The 15,397-nt window shown below is 68.3% G+C and carries 21 protein-coding genes; 17 read left to right on the top strand and 4 right to left on the bottom strand.

What is annotated here, in order from left to right:
• The 5 genes from ACZ3HV_RS19345 to ACZ3HV_RS19325 all read left to right on the top strand — a co-directional run bounded on the left by ACZ3HV_RS19345 (nt 1) and on the right by ACZ3HV_RS19325 (nt 3,938).
• A complete protein-coding gene (locus tag ACZ3HV_RS19345; RefSeq protein WP_465686115.1) occupies nt 1–1,452 on the top strand; it encodes a recombinase family protein in 1,452 nt (483 codons plus the stop codon).
• A 179-nt stretch (nt 1,453–1,631) separates the two neighbouring features.
• The gene (locus ACZ3HV_RS19340) at nt 1,632–1,862 is read left to right on the top strand and encodes a hypothetical protein (RefSeq protein ID WP_465686113.1); all 231 of its coding nucleotides are present in this window, start codon (nt 1,632–1,634) and stop codon (nt 1,860–1,862) included.
• The gene (locus ACZ3HV_RS19335) at nt 1,855–2,121 is read left to right on the top strand and encodes a hypothetical protein (protein WP_465686111.1); all 267 of its coding nucleotides are present in this window, start codon (nt 1,855–1,857) and stop codon (nt 2,119–2,121) included. The genes ACZ3HV_RS19340 and ACZ3HV_RS19335 overlap by 8 nt, the downstream gene beginning before the upstream one ends.
• A complete protein-coding gene (locus tag ACZ3HV_RS19330; RefSeq protein WP_465686109.1) occupies nt 2,118–3,548 on the top strand; it encodes a DNA primase family protein in 1,431 nt (476 codons plus the stop codon). The genes ACZ3HV_RS19335 and ACZ3HV_RS19330 overlap by 4 nt, the downstream gene beginning before the upstream one ends.
• A gap of 246 nt (nt 3,549–3,794) precedes the next feature.
• Nucleotides 3,795–3,938 (top strand): hypothetical protein, encoded by a 144-nt coding sequence (locus ACZ3HV_RS19325; protein ID WP_465686107.1) that lies wholly within the window; start codon nt 3,795–3,797, stop codon nt 3,936–3,938.
• A gap of 38 nt (nt 3,939–3,976) precedes the next feature.
• Here ACZ3HV_RS19325 and ACZ3HV_RS19320 read toward each other — a convergent pair whose 3' ends face one another.
• On the bottom strand, nt 3,977–4,390 hold the full coding sequence (locus ACZ3HV_RS19320; protein WP_465686105.1) for a P27 family phage terminase small subunit: 414 nt from the start codon (nt 4,388–4,390) through the stop codon (nt 3,977–3,979).
• Nucleotides 4,391–4,662: 272 nt separating this feature from the next.
• Here ACZ3HV_RS19320 and ACZ3HV_RS19315 point away from each other — a divergent pair, with 272 nt between their 5' ends.
• The gene (locus ACZ3HV_RS19315) at nt 4,663–4,914 is read left to right on the top strand and encodes a hypothetical protein (RefSeq protein WP_465686103.1); all 252 of its coding nucleotides are present in this window, start codon (nt 4,663–4,665) and stop codon (nt 4,912–4,914) included.
• Nucleotides 4,915–5,105: 191 nt separating this feature from the next.
• Nucleotides 5,106–6,515 carry a phage major capsid protein gene (locus tag ACZ3HV_RS19310; RefSeq protein ID WP_465686102.1) on the top strand — a complete coding sequence of 470 codons (1,410 nt, stop codon included), beginning with the start codon at nt 5,106–5,108 and terminating at the stop codon, nt 6,513–6,515.
• Nucleotides 6,516–6,598: 83 nt separating this feature from the next.
• Here ACZ3HV_RS19310 and ACZ3HV_RS19305 read toward each other — a convergent pair whose 3' ends face one another.
• Complete coding sequence (locus ACZ3HV_RS19305; RefSeq protein WP_465686100.1) at nt 6,599–7,273, bottom strand: hypothetical protein; 675 nt, start codon at nt 7,271–7,273, stop codon at nt 6,599–6,601.
• A gap of 467 nt (nt 7,274–7,740) precedes the next feature.
• Complete coding sequence (locus ACZ3HV_RS19300; protein ID WP_465686098.1) at nt 7,741–8,499, bottom strand: GntR family transcriptional regulator; 759 nt, start codon at nt 8,497–8,499, stop codon at nt 7,741–7,743.
• 160 nt (nt 8,500–8,659) lie between these two features.
• Between ACZ3HV_RS19300 and ACZ3HV_RS19295 the strand changes: the two genes are divergently transcribed.
• The 7 genes from ACZ3HV_RS19295 to ACZ3HV_RS19265 all read left to right on the top strand — a co-directional run bounded on the left by ACZ3HV_RS19295 (nt 8,660) and on the right by ACZ3HV_RS19265 (nt 12,379).
• Entirely contained in the window at nt 8,660–8,980 is a 321-nt protein-coding gene (locus tag ACZ3HV_RS19295; protein ID WP_465686096.1) for a hypothetical protein, read from the top strand.
• A 12-nt stretch (nt 8,981–8,992) separates the two neighbouring features.
• Nucleotides 8,993–9,127, top strand: a complete 135-nt coding sequence (locus ACZ3HV_RS19290) for a hypothetical protein (RefSeq protein ID WP_465686094.1) — start codon at nt 8,993–8,995, stop codon at nt 9,125–9,127.
• Nucleotides 9,128–9,440: 313 nt separating this feature from the next.
• On the top strand, nt 9,441–9,632 hold the full coding sequence (locus ACZ3HV_RS19285) for a DUF5915 domain-containing protein (protein ID WP_465686092.1): 192 nt from the start codon (nt 9,441–9,443) through the stop codon (nt 9,630–9,632).
• 9 nt (nt 9,633–9,641) lie between these two features.
• The gene (locus ACZ3HV_RS19280) at nt 9,642–10,619 is read left to right on the top strand and encodes an aldo/keto reductase (RefSeq protein WP_465686090.1); all 978 of its coding nucleotides are present in this window, start codon (nt 9,642–9,644) and stop codon (nt 10,617–10,619) included.
• 72 nt (nt 10,620–10,691) lie between these two features.
• Nucleotides 10,692–11,147: a M67 family metallopeptidase gene (locus ACZ3HV_RS19275; RefSeq protein WP_465686089.1), complete on the top strand. Its 456-nt coding sequence runs from the start codon at nt 10,692–10,694 to the stop codon at nt 11,145–11,147.
• A 3-nt stretch (nt 11,148–11,150) separates the two neighbouring features.
• Complete coding sequence (locus ACZ3HV_RS19270) at nt 11,151–11,429, top strand: MoaD/ThiS family protein (RefSeq protein WP_465686087.1); 279 nt, start codon at nt 11,151–11,153, stop codon at nt 11,427–11,429.
• A gap of 2 nt (nt 11,430–11,431) precedes the next feature.
• Nucleotides 11,432–12,379, top strand: a complete 948-nt coding sequence (locus ACZ3HV_RS19265) for a PLP-dependent cysteine synthase family protein (protein ID WP_465686085.1) — start codon at nt 11,432–11,434, stop codon at nt 12,377–12,379.
• A 16-nt stretch (nt 12,380–12,395) separates the two neighbouring features.
• Here the strand turns inward: ACZ3HV_RS19265 and ACZ3HV_RS19260 are convergent, their stop codons facing one another.
• Entirely contained in the window at nt 12,396–12,743 is a 348-nt protein-coding gene (locus ACZ3HV_RS19260) for a hypothetical protein (protein WP_465686083.1), read from the bottom strand.
• 165 nt (nt 12,744–12,908) lie between these two features.
• On the opposite strand from ACZ3HV_RS19260, the gene murI reads away from it, so the two are divergent.
• From murI to ACZ3HV_RS19245, 3 genes are all read left to right on the top strand, one after another.
• Complete coding sequence (gene murI / locus ACZ3HV_RS19255) at nt 12,909–13,712, top strand: glutamate racemase (RefSeq protein WP_360358940.1); 804 nt, start codon at nt 12,909–12,911, stop codon at nt 13,710–13,712.
• 91 nt (nt 13,713–13,803) lie between these two features.
• Nucleotides 13,804–14,550, top strand: a complete 747-nt coding sequence (locus ACZ3HV_RS19250) for an MBL fold metallo-hydrolase (RefSeq protein WP_465686081.1) — start codon at nt 13,804–13,806, stop codon at nt 14,548–14,550.
• Nucleotides 14,531–15,361 (top strand): alpha/beta fold hydrolase, encoded by an 831-nt coding sequence (locus ACZ3HV_RS19245; protein ID WP_465686079.1) that lies wholly within the window; start codon nt 14,531–14,533, stop codon nt 15,359–15,361. Before ACZ3HV_RS19250 ends, ACZ3HV_RS19245 begins: the two co-directional genes overlap by 20 nt.
• Nucleotides 15,362–15,397: the final 36 nt, after the last annotated feature.

Raw genomic sequence — 15,397 nt, 5'->3', positions numbered from 1 at the left:
ATGAACGCCACACGTAGAACGCTGCGAGCCGGGATCTACGGCCGCCAGAGCCACGCCAGCAAGCGATCCATCGCCGAACAGATCACCGAGTGCACCCGCGACGCTGCGGCCGAGGGGTACACCGTCGCCGGGACGTATCAGGATCTCGTCTCCGCGTCTCGCCACGCCCGCAAGGCGCGCGACGACTGGCCGCGGCTGCTGGCCGACGTCGACGCCGGACACCTGGATGTGGTGGTCATGTGGGAGACCTCCCGCGGCGATCGCGAGCTGGAGTCGTGGGCCGGGTTCCTGTCGCTGTGCCGCCGCAAGGGTGTGCTGATCCGGGTCACCGACGACGGCGAGACCTACGACGTCCGCAAGCCGAAGCACTGGAAGCAGCTCGCCAGCGACGGCGTCTCGAACCAGTACTCCTCCGAGGAGACCCGGCAGCGAGTCCTGCGTGACGCGCGGAGCTCGGCTGAGGCCGGCCGGCCGAACGGTCCGGTGCCGTACGGCTACACCCGGAACTACGACCCGAAGACCCGGGAGCTGATCGAGCAGGCACCGGTTCCGGCTGAGGCGGCGATCGTGCGAGAGATCTTCGACCGGGTGGCCGCCGGTGAGCCGGTGAAGGTGCTCGCGGACGAGTTGGCCGCCCGTGGCACGCCAGGGCCGGGGATGTGGCGCACGACCGGCGGCAGGTGGGGCCCGAACACGATCCGCGACATCATCCGCAACCCGTCGTACATCGGGAAACGACGCTACCAGCCCAGGGCGGGCGGACCCGTCGAGATCTTCGACTCCGAGATCATCCCGGCGCTGGTGGACGAACCCCTGTTCTGGAAGGCGAACCGAGTCCTGGACGAGCGCGCCGACCGGTACTGGCGGCCGGCCCGGGCCCAACACGTGCTGACCGGCGTCCCGGTCTGCGCCGAGTGCGGCGGCGTGTACGCCGGGTCGGCGTTCAAGAGCCGCTACGGCTGCCGCAAGGGCGGCTGCGGGTACGTCGATGCCGCCGAGCTGGAGAAGCACGTGCTCGCCTACGTGCTGGGGATGCTCGCCCGTCCGGACGTCTATTCGACGCTGCGCCGGGCCGGGGCAGACGCCGACAAGGAGCTCGGTGCCGCGCGGGCGGAGATCGAGAAGCTGACGCGCAGGCTGAAGGAGTGGCGAGACTCTGCCGTGCGCGGGGAGACGACCCCGGCGAGCCTGGCGACGATCGAGAACGGCCTCACCGCGCAGATCACCGCGGCCGAGCGGAAGGCCGAGCGCGCGGGTATCTCGCCGGCTGTTCGTGACCTCGTCGACGCCGGAGACAACCTGCCACAGGTGTGGGGCGCGATGCCGCCGGCTACCCGCAGGGACGTAGTCGGTGACCTTGTGGACGTGGTGATCACCAAGGGCAGGCGGGGCGTGAAGGTGCCGGTGAAGGACCGCGTCACCGTGACCTGGAAGGTGCCGGTGACCGCATAGCGGTCAACTTCTGTGCTCCGACATGCAATGACATGTTGCCACATGCGTTGGTATGCCACATTCTAGATCGTTGCTTTAGGCAACTTTTGAGCTTGCCTTTGCACCGAAGCGCTTCCTATACCTAGAGGTACCGCGGTGATCCCAACGTTGCCGCGAGGCAACCCCTGGGAGCGCCAACCATGAAGGTACCGCCCGACGTCGCCCACCACCGCGCACGTCTCGCGAACGCCAGCCTGCGCGGGGATCCGGAGGCCGTTGCCCAGGCGCGCCAAGCGCTGGAGCTGGCCAAGACCGAATCCACCATCCGGAAGGCGATCGAGCAGGCGCCGCCGCTCGACGCCGCGACCGTGGCGCGGCTGCACTCGCTCATCTCCGCCCTGGACGACCTGACGGATGACGCCGATGCATGACGAGAGCGCCCCACAAGGGAGCGCTCCCGAGCCGCCGACCAAAGCTGCTACTGCCACCGTACCGGTTGCGGTGGTCGTGAAGGTCGTGCCCGTCAAGACGACGCGGCTGGTCTACGTCCGCTGCCCGTACCGGTGCCGCGTGCGGCGGCACATCCACGGCTGGCCGTACGGCGATCCGGAGATCGGTCACCGGGCCGCTCACTGCCCGTCCGACAACCAGCAGGCAGGCCACGGGTACTGGATCGAGACGCCGGCATGAGCGAGCATCCCTGGCAGATCGAATGCGCATCGTGCGGAAAGCCTTACTACTCCGACGAGGAGGCCGAACACAAGGCGACCTGCGACGGCGAGGAGTCGACAACCGGCGAGCAGCATCGCGGCCAGGTCCGGATGGCGTACCGGCTCGCTGCGGAGTACCGCGACCGGCTGCTGCACGTGCACGGGATCGGCTGGTTTGCCTGGGACGGGAAACGCTGGGCCGAGGACAACCGCGGCGCGGCTAGGCGTGCCGTGCTCGACGTGCTGCAACAGGCCCTCGCCGCGAGTCTCGGCGACAAGGAGCTCAGTCAGGACGTGCGGCGCTGCGAGTCCGACGCCGGCCTGGCCGGCGTACTCGGCGTCGCCGCTGCGCTGGAGCCGTTCGCGGCCACGGTCGATGACCTCGACCCCGACCCCTACCTGCTGAACTGCGCCAACGGCACGTTGGATCTGCACGACTTGCGGCTGCACGCGCATCACCCGGCCGCGCGGATCACCAAACTGACTCGCGCGGCGTACGACCCGCACGCCACGGGCGAGGTCTGGGACGAGTTCCTTGAGCGTGTCCTGCCGGACCCAGAGGTCCGGAGCTTCTTGCAACGGCTCGTCGGCGTAGGTCTGCTCGGCAAGGTGGTCGAGCATGTGCTCGGCATCCTCACCGGCACCGGAGCCAACGGCAAGGGCACGTTCTACAAGGCCGTCAACCACGCACTCGGCGACTATGCCGCGGTGGCCGAGCCGGACCTGTTCATGCACCGCGACGGCGCGCACCCGACCGGCGAGATGGACCTGCTCGGCGTCCGCTGGGTGGTCGTGAGCGAGTCCGACAAGGGGCGCCGGCTCGCCGAGGCGACGATGAAAAGGTTGACCGGCGGCGACCCGATCCGGGCTCGACGGATGCGGCGGGACTTCGTCCAGTTCGAGCCGAGTCACACCGCGGTGCTGGTGACGAACCATCTGCCGCGGGTCAGCGGCGACGACCCCGCGATCTGGCGTCGGATGCGGGTGGTCCCGTTCGCTGTCCGTATCCCGGAGGCCGAGCAGGACGGGGCCCTTGACGAGGCACTTCAGCTCGACGCTGACGCGGTCCTCTCCTGGGCTGTCGACGGCTGGTCCGACTTCACCTTCGATGGGCTGGCCGAGCCGGACACGGTGCGAGTTGCGACCGAACGGTACCGACTGGACAGCGATGCGGTCGGGCGCTTCGTGGCCGAGTGCTGCCTGCTCGGCTCTGCCTGGTACGCCACGACCAGTGAGCTGTTCGAGCGCTGGTGCAAGTGGTCGGCCGAGGACGGTGCAGACGCGATGAGCCGCAAGGCGTTCGGTCAGGCGCTCGACCGGCTCGACCTTCCGATCGACCCGAAGTCCAACCGAAAGCTACGACGAGGAGTCGGTCTGTTGGCGGACAGTGACGAAAATGGCCTGTGAGGCGCAGAAGTTACGCATGTTACGCATCTACAGGTTCGCCCTACGCGTGCACGGATAGAGGGGATACCGGAGATGCGTAACATGCGTAACTCCTTGCCGACAGCAACGATTCAACGGCGAGACTCTGGGAGGTCCGGGCGGGGGCACGGGGGGCACCCCCTGGACGCCCAGACGGCGGGGAGCGCTGACCCCCTACTCAGCACCCTTCGCATGCGAGCAGAGAATCCGAGCTGGGGAGATGAACCGATGTCGAGTGACGACCTGGAGCACATGAGCCGGCGCGAACTTCGGCGCGTCCGGCGCAGGGCGAGGAAGCAGATCCGCTCCCTCGGCCGCAAGCTCGGGCTTCCGCAGCACCAGCGCGCGTGGTGGCAGTGGTGGCGGCGGTGACCGAAAAAGAAAAAGGGTCGTTGCCAGGGCACCCTAACCTAGCTGAGGAGCCGTTCCGCGTGGTCGATCTCGTGGCTCACGGGGCGGCCGGCGCGCCCGCTGGGAGTCAGCCCCAGTTCGCGGCCCAGCTTCAGCATCAGCTCCGCCTCGGCGAGCTGCACCCCCACGGCCGGGTTCCGGATCGCGTGCGTCGGGTCGTTGATCTTGTTCGGGACGAGGACGTCGCGCACGTCGACCCGGCGGAGCGCCCGGTTGTGGGCGACCGCCGCCCCGACGTAGCTGATCAGAAGATTCCGGTCCGCACAGGTCGCGGTCCCCATCGCCACCAACTGCTCCAGCGCGTAATCCCACTCGGCGCGCGCCTCGCTGCTGAACCACTCGGGCGGCTCGGGGAGCCCCTCGGGTGCCACCGCATCGTGCCCGATCCGGCTCTTCTGAGTACCGCGCAGCACCCGCAAGTTCGTGGGCGCTTTCCTGCGCCCCGATCCCGGTCCGCCCATGGTGCTGACCCCTCTACTCGACTACCCACGCCCATCATCCCACCTGGTTCTGCGACCGGGGACGCGGAACCAGCCTCCCGGCGAGACGTCGCCAGCGTCGATCTGCCGCGTCCACGTCGCGAGCAGACACGATCACGCACGACGAGGACTGACGACGCGGGAGGCGTCAACCGGTGACGCGCCAGCACTGATCCCCACCAAAAGCCCGCAGGAGAGGAACAACGATGAACGACAACCCGACGACCCCCGAGCCCGGTCCGCGCCTTCCGCAGGCGTCGATCGATGAATTCATGTCGGCGACGACCGAGGCGTTCCGCGCCTACTGGCGCGATGTCCCGGACCCGTCGATGGCGATGGGCGCTTTCGCGATCGGCCGCGTCAAGTTCGAGATCTCGATCGACGGCCTGACCGCCGTACTCGTAGGCGCTGCGCCGCCGCCGGAGCCGGTCGAGTCCGGCCCGTCGCCGTACCTGTGATCGGTGAACGTGCCGTACGGTGGGATACGAACCACCCCGGCGACCGGCCGGGAGCCGCAGGGTCCGGTGGCGGAGTCCACCTCCCACCCCCGCAGGCCCGTGCTCGGCCGGTCCGCCTCGGTCGCGCCCGCGGCGGCGTCCGCTCCCGCGCGAATGGTGCCCTATCCCCATTCGCTTGCTTGGAGCAACCAATGATCACTGACGTGATCGAGCATCTCGCCGAGGTCCGGCGCAAAATGGCTCACACCGTCGCGCGCTACGGCGACGATCCTTCCGCCTGGTCCGACGTGACCCGCGCGCACTTCGACCAGTGGCGCGACCAGGAGATCGAACTGGAGCACGAGTCCGAGGTTGTCGAGGCCCGCCGCGCCCGGATCCGCGCCGCGGCCGACAACCCGTTCGCCGGTGAATCGGTCGCCGACCAGCAGGCCGCAGATCTGGCCCAGCGGAGCCGTGTCCGGCCGCCCGCGACGCCGGGCAGCGAGTTGCGCGGGCGGGCACTGGACCTGATCCAGCGCAGCGAGCGCAGCGCGCCGTGGCTGACCCACGACAACCTCGAGCGGTTGACGCAGGTGGTTGAGCGCGACGACGACTCCGGTCTGGACATTCACGCCCGGTGGATGCTCGGCGTCGGCTCCGACGACTACCGGTCGGCGTTCGTGAAGGCGCTACGCGGTAGGCAGCACGAGTGGTCCCCGGCGGAGTCGGCGGCGGTCGACGGGTCGCGCACCCTGGAGCGCGCGATGGGCCTCACCGACGCGGCCGGCGGCTACATGATCCCGGCCCAGCTCGACCCGACGATCATCCTCACCTCGGGTGGATCGGTGCACCCGTTCCGGCAGATCGCCCGCCAGGTTGTCGCGACCGGCGACGTGTGGTCCGGCGTCAGCTCGGCCGGTGTCACGGCTGAATGGATCGCGGAGGCGACCGAGGTAGCCGATGCCGCACCGAGCCTCGCGGCACCGACCGTGCCGCTCTACAAGTACGACGCGTTCGTGCCGTACTCGGTGGAAATCGAGGGCGACGGCTCGAACTTCCTGGGCGAGCTGTCCCGGGTGATGAGCGACGGCGTCGACCAGCTGCACGCGACCGCGTTCGCCACCGGGGCGGGCGGTACTCAGCCGACCGGCATCGTGACCGCGCTGACCGGTGGGGCGTCGATCGTCACCGGTACGACCATGACCAGCGCCGAGGTCGTCTCGGTGCAGAACGCACTCCCGGCCCGGTTCCAGCCGAACGCCCGGTGGGCCGCCGCGTTGCCGATCATCAACACCATCGCCCAGATGGAGACCACGAACGGCGCACGGCTGTACCCGGAGATCACGCAGAACCCGCGCGCGCTGCTCGGCAAGTCGTTGTACGAAGCAAGCACCCTGGACTCCACGATCGCCGGTGGCGCAACCGCTGACTATGTGCTGGCCTACGGCGACTGGGACAACTACGTGATCGCCGACCGAGTCGGGACGCGGGTCGAGGTTGTGCAGCATCTGATGGGCGCGAACCGCCGCCCCACCCTCCAGCGCGGCCTGCTGCTGTGGGGTCGGGTCGGCGCGGACAGCGTCAACGACAACGCCTTCAGGCTCCTGAACGCCGCGTCCTGAGAACGTGCCCCGCCGGTCTGCTCACGGCGGCGGGGCGCAGCGCGGGGGTCCCGGCGTGACGGCGGCCCGGGACCCCCGTTGGTTCATCCCGTCTCAGTGATGAACCGCAGGAACCGTTTGCCCAGCTCGGTTGTGTGCCCGAAGAAGTACTCATCGTCCAGCGACAGGACGTGCTGACGGTCCTGAGGTGGGCCGTCGACGAGGTGGTGCCGCACCATGTCGTCGATCAGAAGATCCCTGAACTCGGTTCGACCGGCGAACTCGGGCACCATGGCGTCCAGTGAGTATCCCCAACTGCCGCTCGCGTTCACACGCTGCTGGTCATCGATCTGGATGTCTGAGCCCGGATGATGGTCGAAGCGTCCGAGCAGCAGCAGGTGCGAGGCCGTGAACTCATCGACCATCTGGAAGAACCGGGCCTGCTCGTCAGCGCTCGGCGCGTCGGGACCGACCGAGTTGATGAGCGCATTCCGCAGGGCATCGATCTTCTCCTGCTGGTGCGTCGACAACGCGATCCGTGAGGCGGCGATGAACGCATCCAGAAACACCTCGTCATCCGCGAGGTTGTTGAACCGCCTGGCCAGATCGTTGATGACCTCCGTGATGTCGTGACGCCAGGCCACCAACCGCCTGTTGTACGGGCCCTCCATGATGTGCAGGTACGCCGCTCCGGCGACGTCCCCGACAACAGGAAAGGCACCGCTGAGAGCAGCGGCGAGCAGCTTGTCAACGATCTGCATCTTGCCGCCTTCGGTCATGAACCGAGTCTGATGGACCAGGCCATGAGACCGCCAGACCGGCGCGGGCAAGTTTGGTCGCAGGGGCATGCACGGAGGTCGAGTCTCGCCGCGCACGCCGCCGCGGTCTTCAAAGGCGGGATCGCCTACCTGATGCCGGCAAGCGCTTGGGCGAGTAGCGTGTGGTGCACAGAGGCATGCCCCGGTCCCCGGCAGCCAGACGCAGCGCCTTGGGGAGGGGCTCGGTGCAGCATGGATGACGACGTACTTGATCGGCTCGCTCGCAACGACCGTCTCGAAAGTTGGTCAGATGATGATCTGGCCGGCGCACTCGACCTGATCGATGGTCTGTCTCGCAAAGACCACGCTTACCCAGGCGGAATCAGTATCAGACTGTCGATCTACCGTCATCGGCTCACCAGGGAGTTGACGCAGCGAGATCCGACTTAAGCCCACCGGCAGTCAGCAGGGGCCGGGCGCCCCGTGGATCAGCGTTCCGGGATCGCGAGCCGGTACGACAGCACGTAGCGCTCCGACGAAACGACAATGTCGGCGGTCTCGACCGGCTTGTCCTGTACGTAGTAGGTCCGCTCGATCGCCTGCACTGGCACGCCGACCGGCACGTTCAACACCTCGGCTTCGTACGGTCGCGCCGCCCGTGCAGTGACGTCCTCGCCGACGTGCGTGATGTGGACGCCGATCGAGTCGAAGCGGGGAACGACGCCAGTGACAGGTCCGCCTTCGGGTTGCTCGATCGGGGTTCCGCCGGTCAGCGCGAGCGGCTCGAACGACGTCGACAGCATCACCGGTTCGCCGTCGGCCAGGAAGCGATACGACGTCCGCATGACCGGGTCGCCGGCGGCGATGCCGAGCCGGTCGGCGATCGCCTTGGACGCGGTGGTGCGCCTGCTCTGGTAGTCCCACTCGGCGGACTGCCCGCCGGCAGCGGTCGCGGCGGCGAACGGCGACGACCCGGGCCGGTCGGCGTACAGCGAGCCGAGCACGCGTTTGGTGAGCGGCTGCTGAGCCCGGACGAACGATCCGCGCCCCTGCTGCTTGACGATCAGTCCCTCGCTGCGGAGCACGTCCAGCGCTTGGCGGACGACGATCCGCGAGACGCCGTAGTCCTGCATCAGGGCAGGCTCGGACGGCAGTTGATCGCCTTCGGTGAGTGCGCCTTCGAGGATCTGCGCGCGGACGTCGTCGGCGATCTGCAGGTAGGCGGGACGCCCGGTGAACTGGGTCAAGCTCGTCCCTCCTTGTCTACTCGTTCGGACAAGTCTCCCATTCTGGTGGCTCGCTGACCTGACAGCCAGTCCGCGTGTTGAGAACCAACAGCTTGACCACCCGTCATACTCTTTATAATGTGTTGCTCTCAGTGAGGGTGATGCTACGGAGGTTCTGGCGATGACACGGACGATCGACGTACCGCCGCGACGATTCCATCTCGTCCGGCGCGCAGACCCGACCGGGGTGTCCGGCACCGGGGTAGTTGCTGAGGGCACCGTTTGGTCGACCGGCGCGGTGGCTCTGCACTGGCCCGGCTATCCGCGCTCGACATCGGTCTGGTCGGGACTCGACGAGCTACTCGCCGCGCACGGCCACGACGGTCTCACCGAGATCAACTGGCTCGACGGCGGCGACCCGCCGGCGATCGAACAGCCGAAGCAGCCAGCACGCGACGGGCGCGGCTGGCCGGTGATCGGGCCGCACGACCCCCGCGACTGAGAGACGGCAGACATGCCCGACAAGACCGACGACCAAGACCACTGCTACGGCGTTCACCCGACGACCGGGCTGCCGTGCATCCTCCCCGAGTGGCACCAGGGCTACCACCGCGCCGCCGACGGCAGCGAGTGGCTCGACAAGGACTGACCCGCAAGCCGGCGGGGCCGACGTGCTGACTAATGCGCGTCCGCGTCGGTTCCGCCGCTCCACGCTCCCGGCGTCCGCCCTCGTTGCGCAGATCGTCTGATCCCCAGACTGCCGAACTAGACCACTACGGCAGGTGCTCGACCGGTCATCGCTACACGACCGTTCCATCCGCCCGCGGTCCGATCACCCAACCCCGCGCGGCGAACCCCGATCACCCAAGCCGTGATCACTCGAGCTCCGACGCCGATGCGCGGGTTCCCACGACCGGCGATCCGCCACCGTTCTAGGTCCGGACTGTTCGAGGGCTCGGCCGATGATCCGATCGGGGCAGGCCCGTCGGGACGATGGGCTGGAGGTCACCGACCGGATGAGGCTGTCGCTCGCCGCACCGCCCGCGGTGGTGGCCGCTGTCGAGGTGCATCGCGAGCTGATCATGGCGGAGACGCCGGCAGTCGAGCTGGAGGTTGTGGAGGGTCCCGAACTGCGGATCGACATCACTGCCTAGGGTGGGCTCATGGAGACGCGGACGTTGGGCAGGACCGGTCGGGATGTGGGGGTCGTCGGGCTCGGCGCGTGGCAGCTCGGCGCCGACTGGGGCGACGTCGACGAGAGCGACGCGCTGGCCGTACTGCGGTCCGCGGTCGAGGGCGGGGTCACGTTCATCGACACCGCGGACGTGTACGGCGACGGGCGCAGCGAGCGACTGGTCGGTCAGGTGCTGAAGGAGTACGACGGCCTCACCGTGGCCACCAAGATGGGCCGCCGGGTCGAGCAGGTGCCGTCCAACTACACCCTGGACAACTTCCGAGCGTGGAACGACCGCTCCCGCGCCAACATCGGCGTGGACACCATCGACCTCGTCCAACTGCACTGCCCGCCGACGCCGGTCTACTCGATCGACGCGGTCTTCGACGCCCTCGACACCTTGGTCGACGAGGGCCGGATCGCGTCGTACGGCGTGAGCGTCGAGACCTGCGCCGAGGCGCTCACCGCGATCGCCCGGCCGAACGTCGCGTCGGTCCAGATCATCCTGAACGCCTTCCGCCTCAAGCCCCTCGACGAGGTCCTCCCGGCCGCGCAGGCGGCCGGCGTCGGCATCATCGCCCGCGTCCCGCTGGCCAGCGGTCTGCTCTCCGGCAAGTACGACGAGAACACGGTCTTCTCCGCCGACGACCACCGCACCTACAACCGCCACGGCGAGGCCTTCGACGTCGGCGAGACCTTCTCCGGCGTCGACTTCACCACCGGCCTCGAAGCCGTCCGCCGCCTGCTCCCCGCCGTCCCCGCCGGCGCGACGATGCCCCAGTTCGCCCTCCGCTGGATCCTCGACCAGCCCGGAGTCACCGTCGTCATCCCCGGCGCCCGCAACCCCTCCCAGGTGGCCGGCAACATCTCCGCCGCCACTGTGTCCCCGCTCACGGCCGACCAGCTGGCCGCCGTCCAGCAGACGTACGACGACCTGATCCGGCCACAGATCCACGACCGCTGGTAGCGCTCTGTCCGCATACTGGACCGACTCCCGGGTTGGCGGGGTCGGTCCGGTGGTCGCCGTACCGTGGTTGTCGTGTTGATCATCGAGAGCGCGACGTACGACGCGATCGTCGAGCATGCCCGCAAGGACCACCCGGACGAGGCGTGCGGCGTGGTCGCGGGGCCGGCCGGGTCGGACCGGGCGGTGCGGTTCGTGCCGATGCTCAACGCGGCCATGTCGCCGACGTTCTACGAGTTCGACTCCGGCGACCTGCTCCGGCTGTACAAGGAAATGGACGAGCGCGACGAGGAACCGGTGGTGATCTACCACTCGCACACCGCCACCGAGGCGTATCCGTCACGCACCGACATCAACCTGGCCCAGGAGCCGGGCGCCCACTACGTGCTGGTGTCGACCCGGGACGGCGCGGACTCCCCGGCGTACGACGGACCCGTCGAGTTCCGGTCGTACCGGATCATCGACGGCGAGGTCGTGGAAGAAGAAGTGCGCGTGGTTGGTTCTTATAGAGAAACCGAAGGAGAGAACTGAGATATGGCGATCGAGCTGCGCGTCCCGACGATTCTGCGCACCTACACCAAGGGTGAGAAGGCGGTCAGCGGCGACGGTGCGACCCTGGCCGAGTTCATCGACGATGTGGACGGCACCAACCCGGGCCTGAAGGAGCGCATCGTCGAGGGCGAGCCGCAGGAGCTGCGCCGGTTCGTGAACGTGTACGTGAACGACGAGGACGTCCGGTTCACCGGCGGCCTGAAGACCGAGGTCAAGGACGGCGACGTGGTCGTCGTGCTGCCCGCGGTCGCCGGCGGCTGATCGTGCGTTTCGACAGCCTGCTGGACTCGGTCGGCGGCACCCCGCTGGTGGGCCTGCCGAAGCTCTCGCCGTCGGCCGACGTCCGGCTCTGGGCGAAGCTGGAGGACCACAACCCGACCGGTTCGATCAAGGACCGGGCGGCGCTGCGGATGCTGCTCGACGCCGAGAAGGACGGCCGGCTGCGGCCCGGGAACACGATCCTCGAGCCGACCTCGGGCAACACCGGGATCTCGCTGGCGATGGCGGCCAAGCTGCGCGGCTACCGGATGGTCTGCGTGATGCCGGAGAACACCTCCGAGGAGCGCCGCCAGATCCTGCGGATGTGGGGAGTCGAGATCATCTCCTCCCCGGCCGCGGGTGGTTCGAACGAGGCGGTCCGGGTGGCCAAGCAGGTTGCGGAGGAACACCCCGACTGGGTGATGCTCTACCAGTACGGCAACCCGTCGAACGCGGCCGCGCACTACGACGGCACCGCCCGCGAGATCCTGACCGACCTCCCGTCGGTCACCCATTTCGTGGCCGGCCTCGGCACCACCGGCACGCTGATGGGCGCCGGCCGGTTCTTCCGCGAGCACAAGCCCGAGGTTCGTATCGTCGCTGCCGAACCCCGGTACGGCGAACTCGTCTACGGACTGCGCAACCTCGACGAGGGCTTCGTCCCCGAGTTGTACGACGAGACGCTGATCGACGCGCGGTTCTCGGTCGGCCCGCGCGACGCCGTCCGCCGGGTCCGCGAACTGCTCGACAACGAAGGCATCTTCGCCGGCATCTCCACCGGCGCGATCCTGCACGCCGCCCTCGGCCAGGCAGCCAAGTGTGTCCGGGACGGTGAATCCGCGGACATCGCCTTCGTGGTCGCCGACGGCGGCTGGAAGTACCTGTCCACCGGCGCCTACGAAGGCACTATCGACGAGGCCGAAGATCGCCTCGAAGGGCAGTTGTGGGCCTGATCGTTGCTTCGGGCTCCTACGGTTGCTTGAAGAGGACCTTGCGTCCCAGTCGCGGATGCACGCCGCGGCCCTTGCAACTGTTGCACGGGCGTTGGGCGTAGCTGAAGAGCGCACCGCGATGGCGGCCGGCGCCCTTGCACCGGTTGCATTTCGCGTTCGGGTGCAGGGACAGCGAGACGACGTACAGAGCGAACGCCGCCACGGCCAGCACCACCATCATCCCCGTCGGCCCGAGGGACGCGGCGATGTCAGCGAACGTGCTGTGGGTGTCCGCAGCCTGATTCGCCGCCGTAGCGTCGTTCGGTTGCGGATGCGGTACGGCGGTGGTGCTCAACACCATCGCGATGTGGTGCGCCAGACTCATGGCATCACGGGCGGTCGAACAAACATCGCTCCAGAGTGGCCTGCATCACGCGAAAAGGCAATTCCATAACGTAAAGATGTGGACAACCTCGGCGTGTCGGATCGCCAGGTTAGGTAAGGCTGCCTTCGGACCTGCCCGCGACCGGACCTGTATAAGCTCTCCGGTGTGGCAGACGCACCGGTGGGGATCTTCGACTCAGGCTTCGGGGGACTCACGGTCGCCCGCGCAGTGCTCGACCAGTTGCCGCACGAGCCGATCTTGTATCTCGGTGACACCGCCCGCCAGCCGTACGGACCCAAGCCGATCGCCGAAGTCCGTGAGTACGCGCTGGAGTGTCTGGACCACCTGGTCGAGGCCGGCGTGAAGATGCTCGTCATCGCGTGCAACTCGGCCAGCGCCGCGATGCTCCGCGACGCCCGCGAGCGGTACGACGTTCCCGTGGTGGAAGTGATCCTCCCGGCCGCCCGCCGCGCCGTCGCCGCGACCCGGAACCAGCGCGTCGGCGTGATCTGCACCCGGGCGACCGCGCAGTCGCTCGCCTACGAGGACGGGTTCGCCGCCGCGCCGCAGGTGGAGCTGTTCACCCGCGCCTGCCCGGAGTTCGTCGACTTCGTCGAGCGGGGCGTGACGTCCGGGCCGGAGTTGCTCGAGGCCGCGCACGAGTACCTCGACCCACTGGTCGAAGCCGGCGTGGACACTCTCATCCTCGGGTGCACGCACTATCCGCTGCTGACCGGCGTGATCTCGTACGTGATGGGTGACAACGTCACCCTGGTCAGCAGTGCGGAGGAGTGTGCCAAGGACGTGTACGGCGTCCTGACCAAGACCGGCCTGCTCCGCCCGGACAACCTGCCCGAACCGCCGCACCGGTTCGTCACCACGGGCAGCCCGGACGAGTTCGCCGCCATCGGCTCGCGCTTCCTCGGCCCGGTGCTGTCGTCGGTCGACCAGTTCGCCTGGATCCGTTAGCCCATCAGGGATGTGATCCAGCTCGCACCGAAGGTTGTCGACGGCACCGGCCTTCCTGCGAACGGGGCAACCCGCCGGTAGTGTTCAAGCTATGAAGCTCACCGTGATCGGTTGCTCCGGGTCCGTACCCGGGCCGGACTCGGCCGCCTCGAGCTATCTGGTCACCGCCGAGGGTTTCCACCTGATCCTCGACCTCGGCAGTGGCGCGCTCGGCTCGCTCCAGCGGCACCTCACCGTCCCGGAGATCGGCGCGATCGGCCTGTCCCACTTGCATCCTGACCACTGCATGGATCTGTGCGGGCTGTACGTCGCGGCCAAGTACGCGCCGGGCGCGCCGATCCCGCGGATCCCCGTCTTCGGGCCGCCCGGGACAGCCGGCCGGATGGCGCTGGCCTACGACCTGCCGACCGATCCCGGGATGGAGGAGGAGCTGGAATTCCATGCCTGGCAGGAAGTTCAGACCATCGGCCCCTTCACCGTCCGGACCGCGCGGATGGTGCACCCGGTCCCGGCGTACGCGATCCGGGTTGAACACGGCAACAAGTCACTCGTCTACACCGGCGACACTGGTCCCAACGACGCGCTGATCGAGCTCGCCCGCGGCGCCGACGTCCTGCTGTCCGAGGCGGCGTTGCCGGACAACGATCCGCACAACCCGACCGACCTCCACCTGACGCCCGCCGACGCCGGCGAACAGGCCAAGAAGGCCGGCGTCAAACGCCTCGTCATCACCCACGTCCCACCGTGGTACGACCGCGAGACCCAAGCCGAGAACGCCCGTCGGACCTACCCCGGTCCGGTCGAGATCGCCACCCCGCATGCCGTTTTCGACATCTGACGGCGTGCGGTTGTGGACCGCAACCACCGGTACGCCGACCTCCGCCCCGCCCGTGGTCATCCTGCACGGCGGTCCTGGTCTCTGGGACGACTACGCCGTACTCGCGGAGATGCTGGACGACCTGACCGTCGTGCATCGCTTCGACCAGCGTGGTTGCGGTCGCTCGGATCCGTCGGACGAACAAACGATGGCTCGACTGGCGCAGGACATCGACGAACTCCGCGAGTACTGGGGGCACGAGCGCATCATCGTCCTCGGCCACTCCGCCGGTGCCACGCTCGCGGTGATTTATGCGGCGGCGTATCCCGGCCACACGGCTGGAGTGGTCTACCTGGGCGGCGTCGGAATCGGTGACTGGCGTACGCCGTACTACGCGGAGCTCGAGCGCCGGATGACGCCGGCCCAGCGAGATCGGCTGGACGCCCTCACCGGGAGCTCGCGGACTCCGGACGAGGAGATCGAGTTCCGGGTGCTGAGCTGGTTCACCAGTCACGCGGATCAGTCGATGGCTCTCACGTGGGCGCACGAGGAAGCGTCCGTCGACCTGCCGATCAACTTCGCCGCGAACCAGACGCTGAACGACGAGACCAAGTCCTGGCCGGCCAGCTACCTCGCCGGCCTCGCCGCCACCCTCCCGATGCCCGTCACGTTCGTCCACGGTGACGGCGATCCCCGTCCGGTCGCGTTCGTCCGGACGTTGGCGGCTCACGTCCCGGATCACACCTTCCACGTGATCCCGGGCGCCGGCCATTCACCGTGGCGAGAGCGCCCCGAACTGCTCCGGGAGGTGCTGCGCGCCGCGGTGAGCTAGACAGATCTGGATTCTGAGATCTACTCTCAAATTAGA

This window comes from Kribbella sp. NPDC020701, from assembly GCF_055562215.1.
Note: the sequence above shows the minus strand (reverse complement) of the source record. Positions and strands in the feature narration are given on the sequence as shown.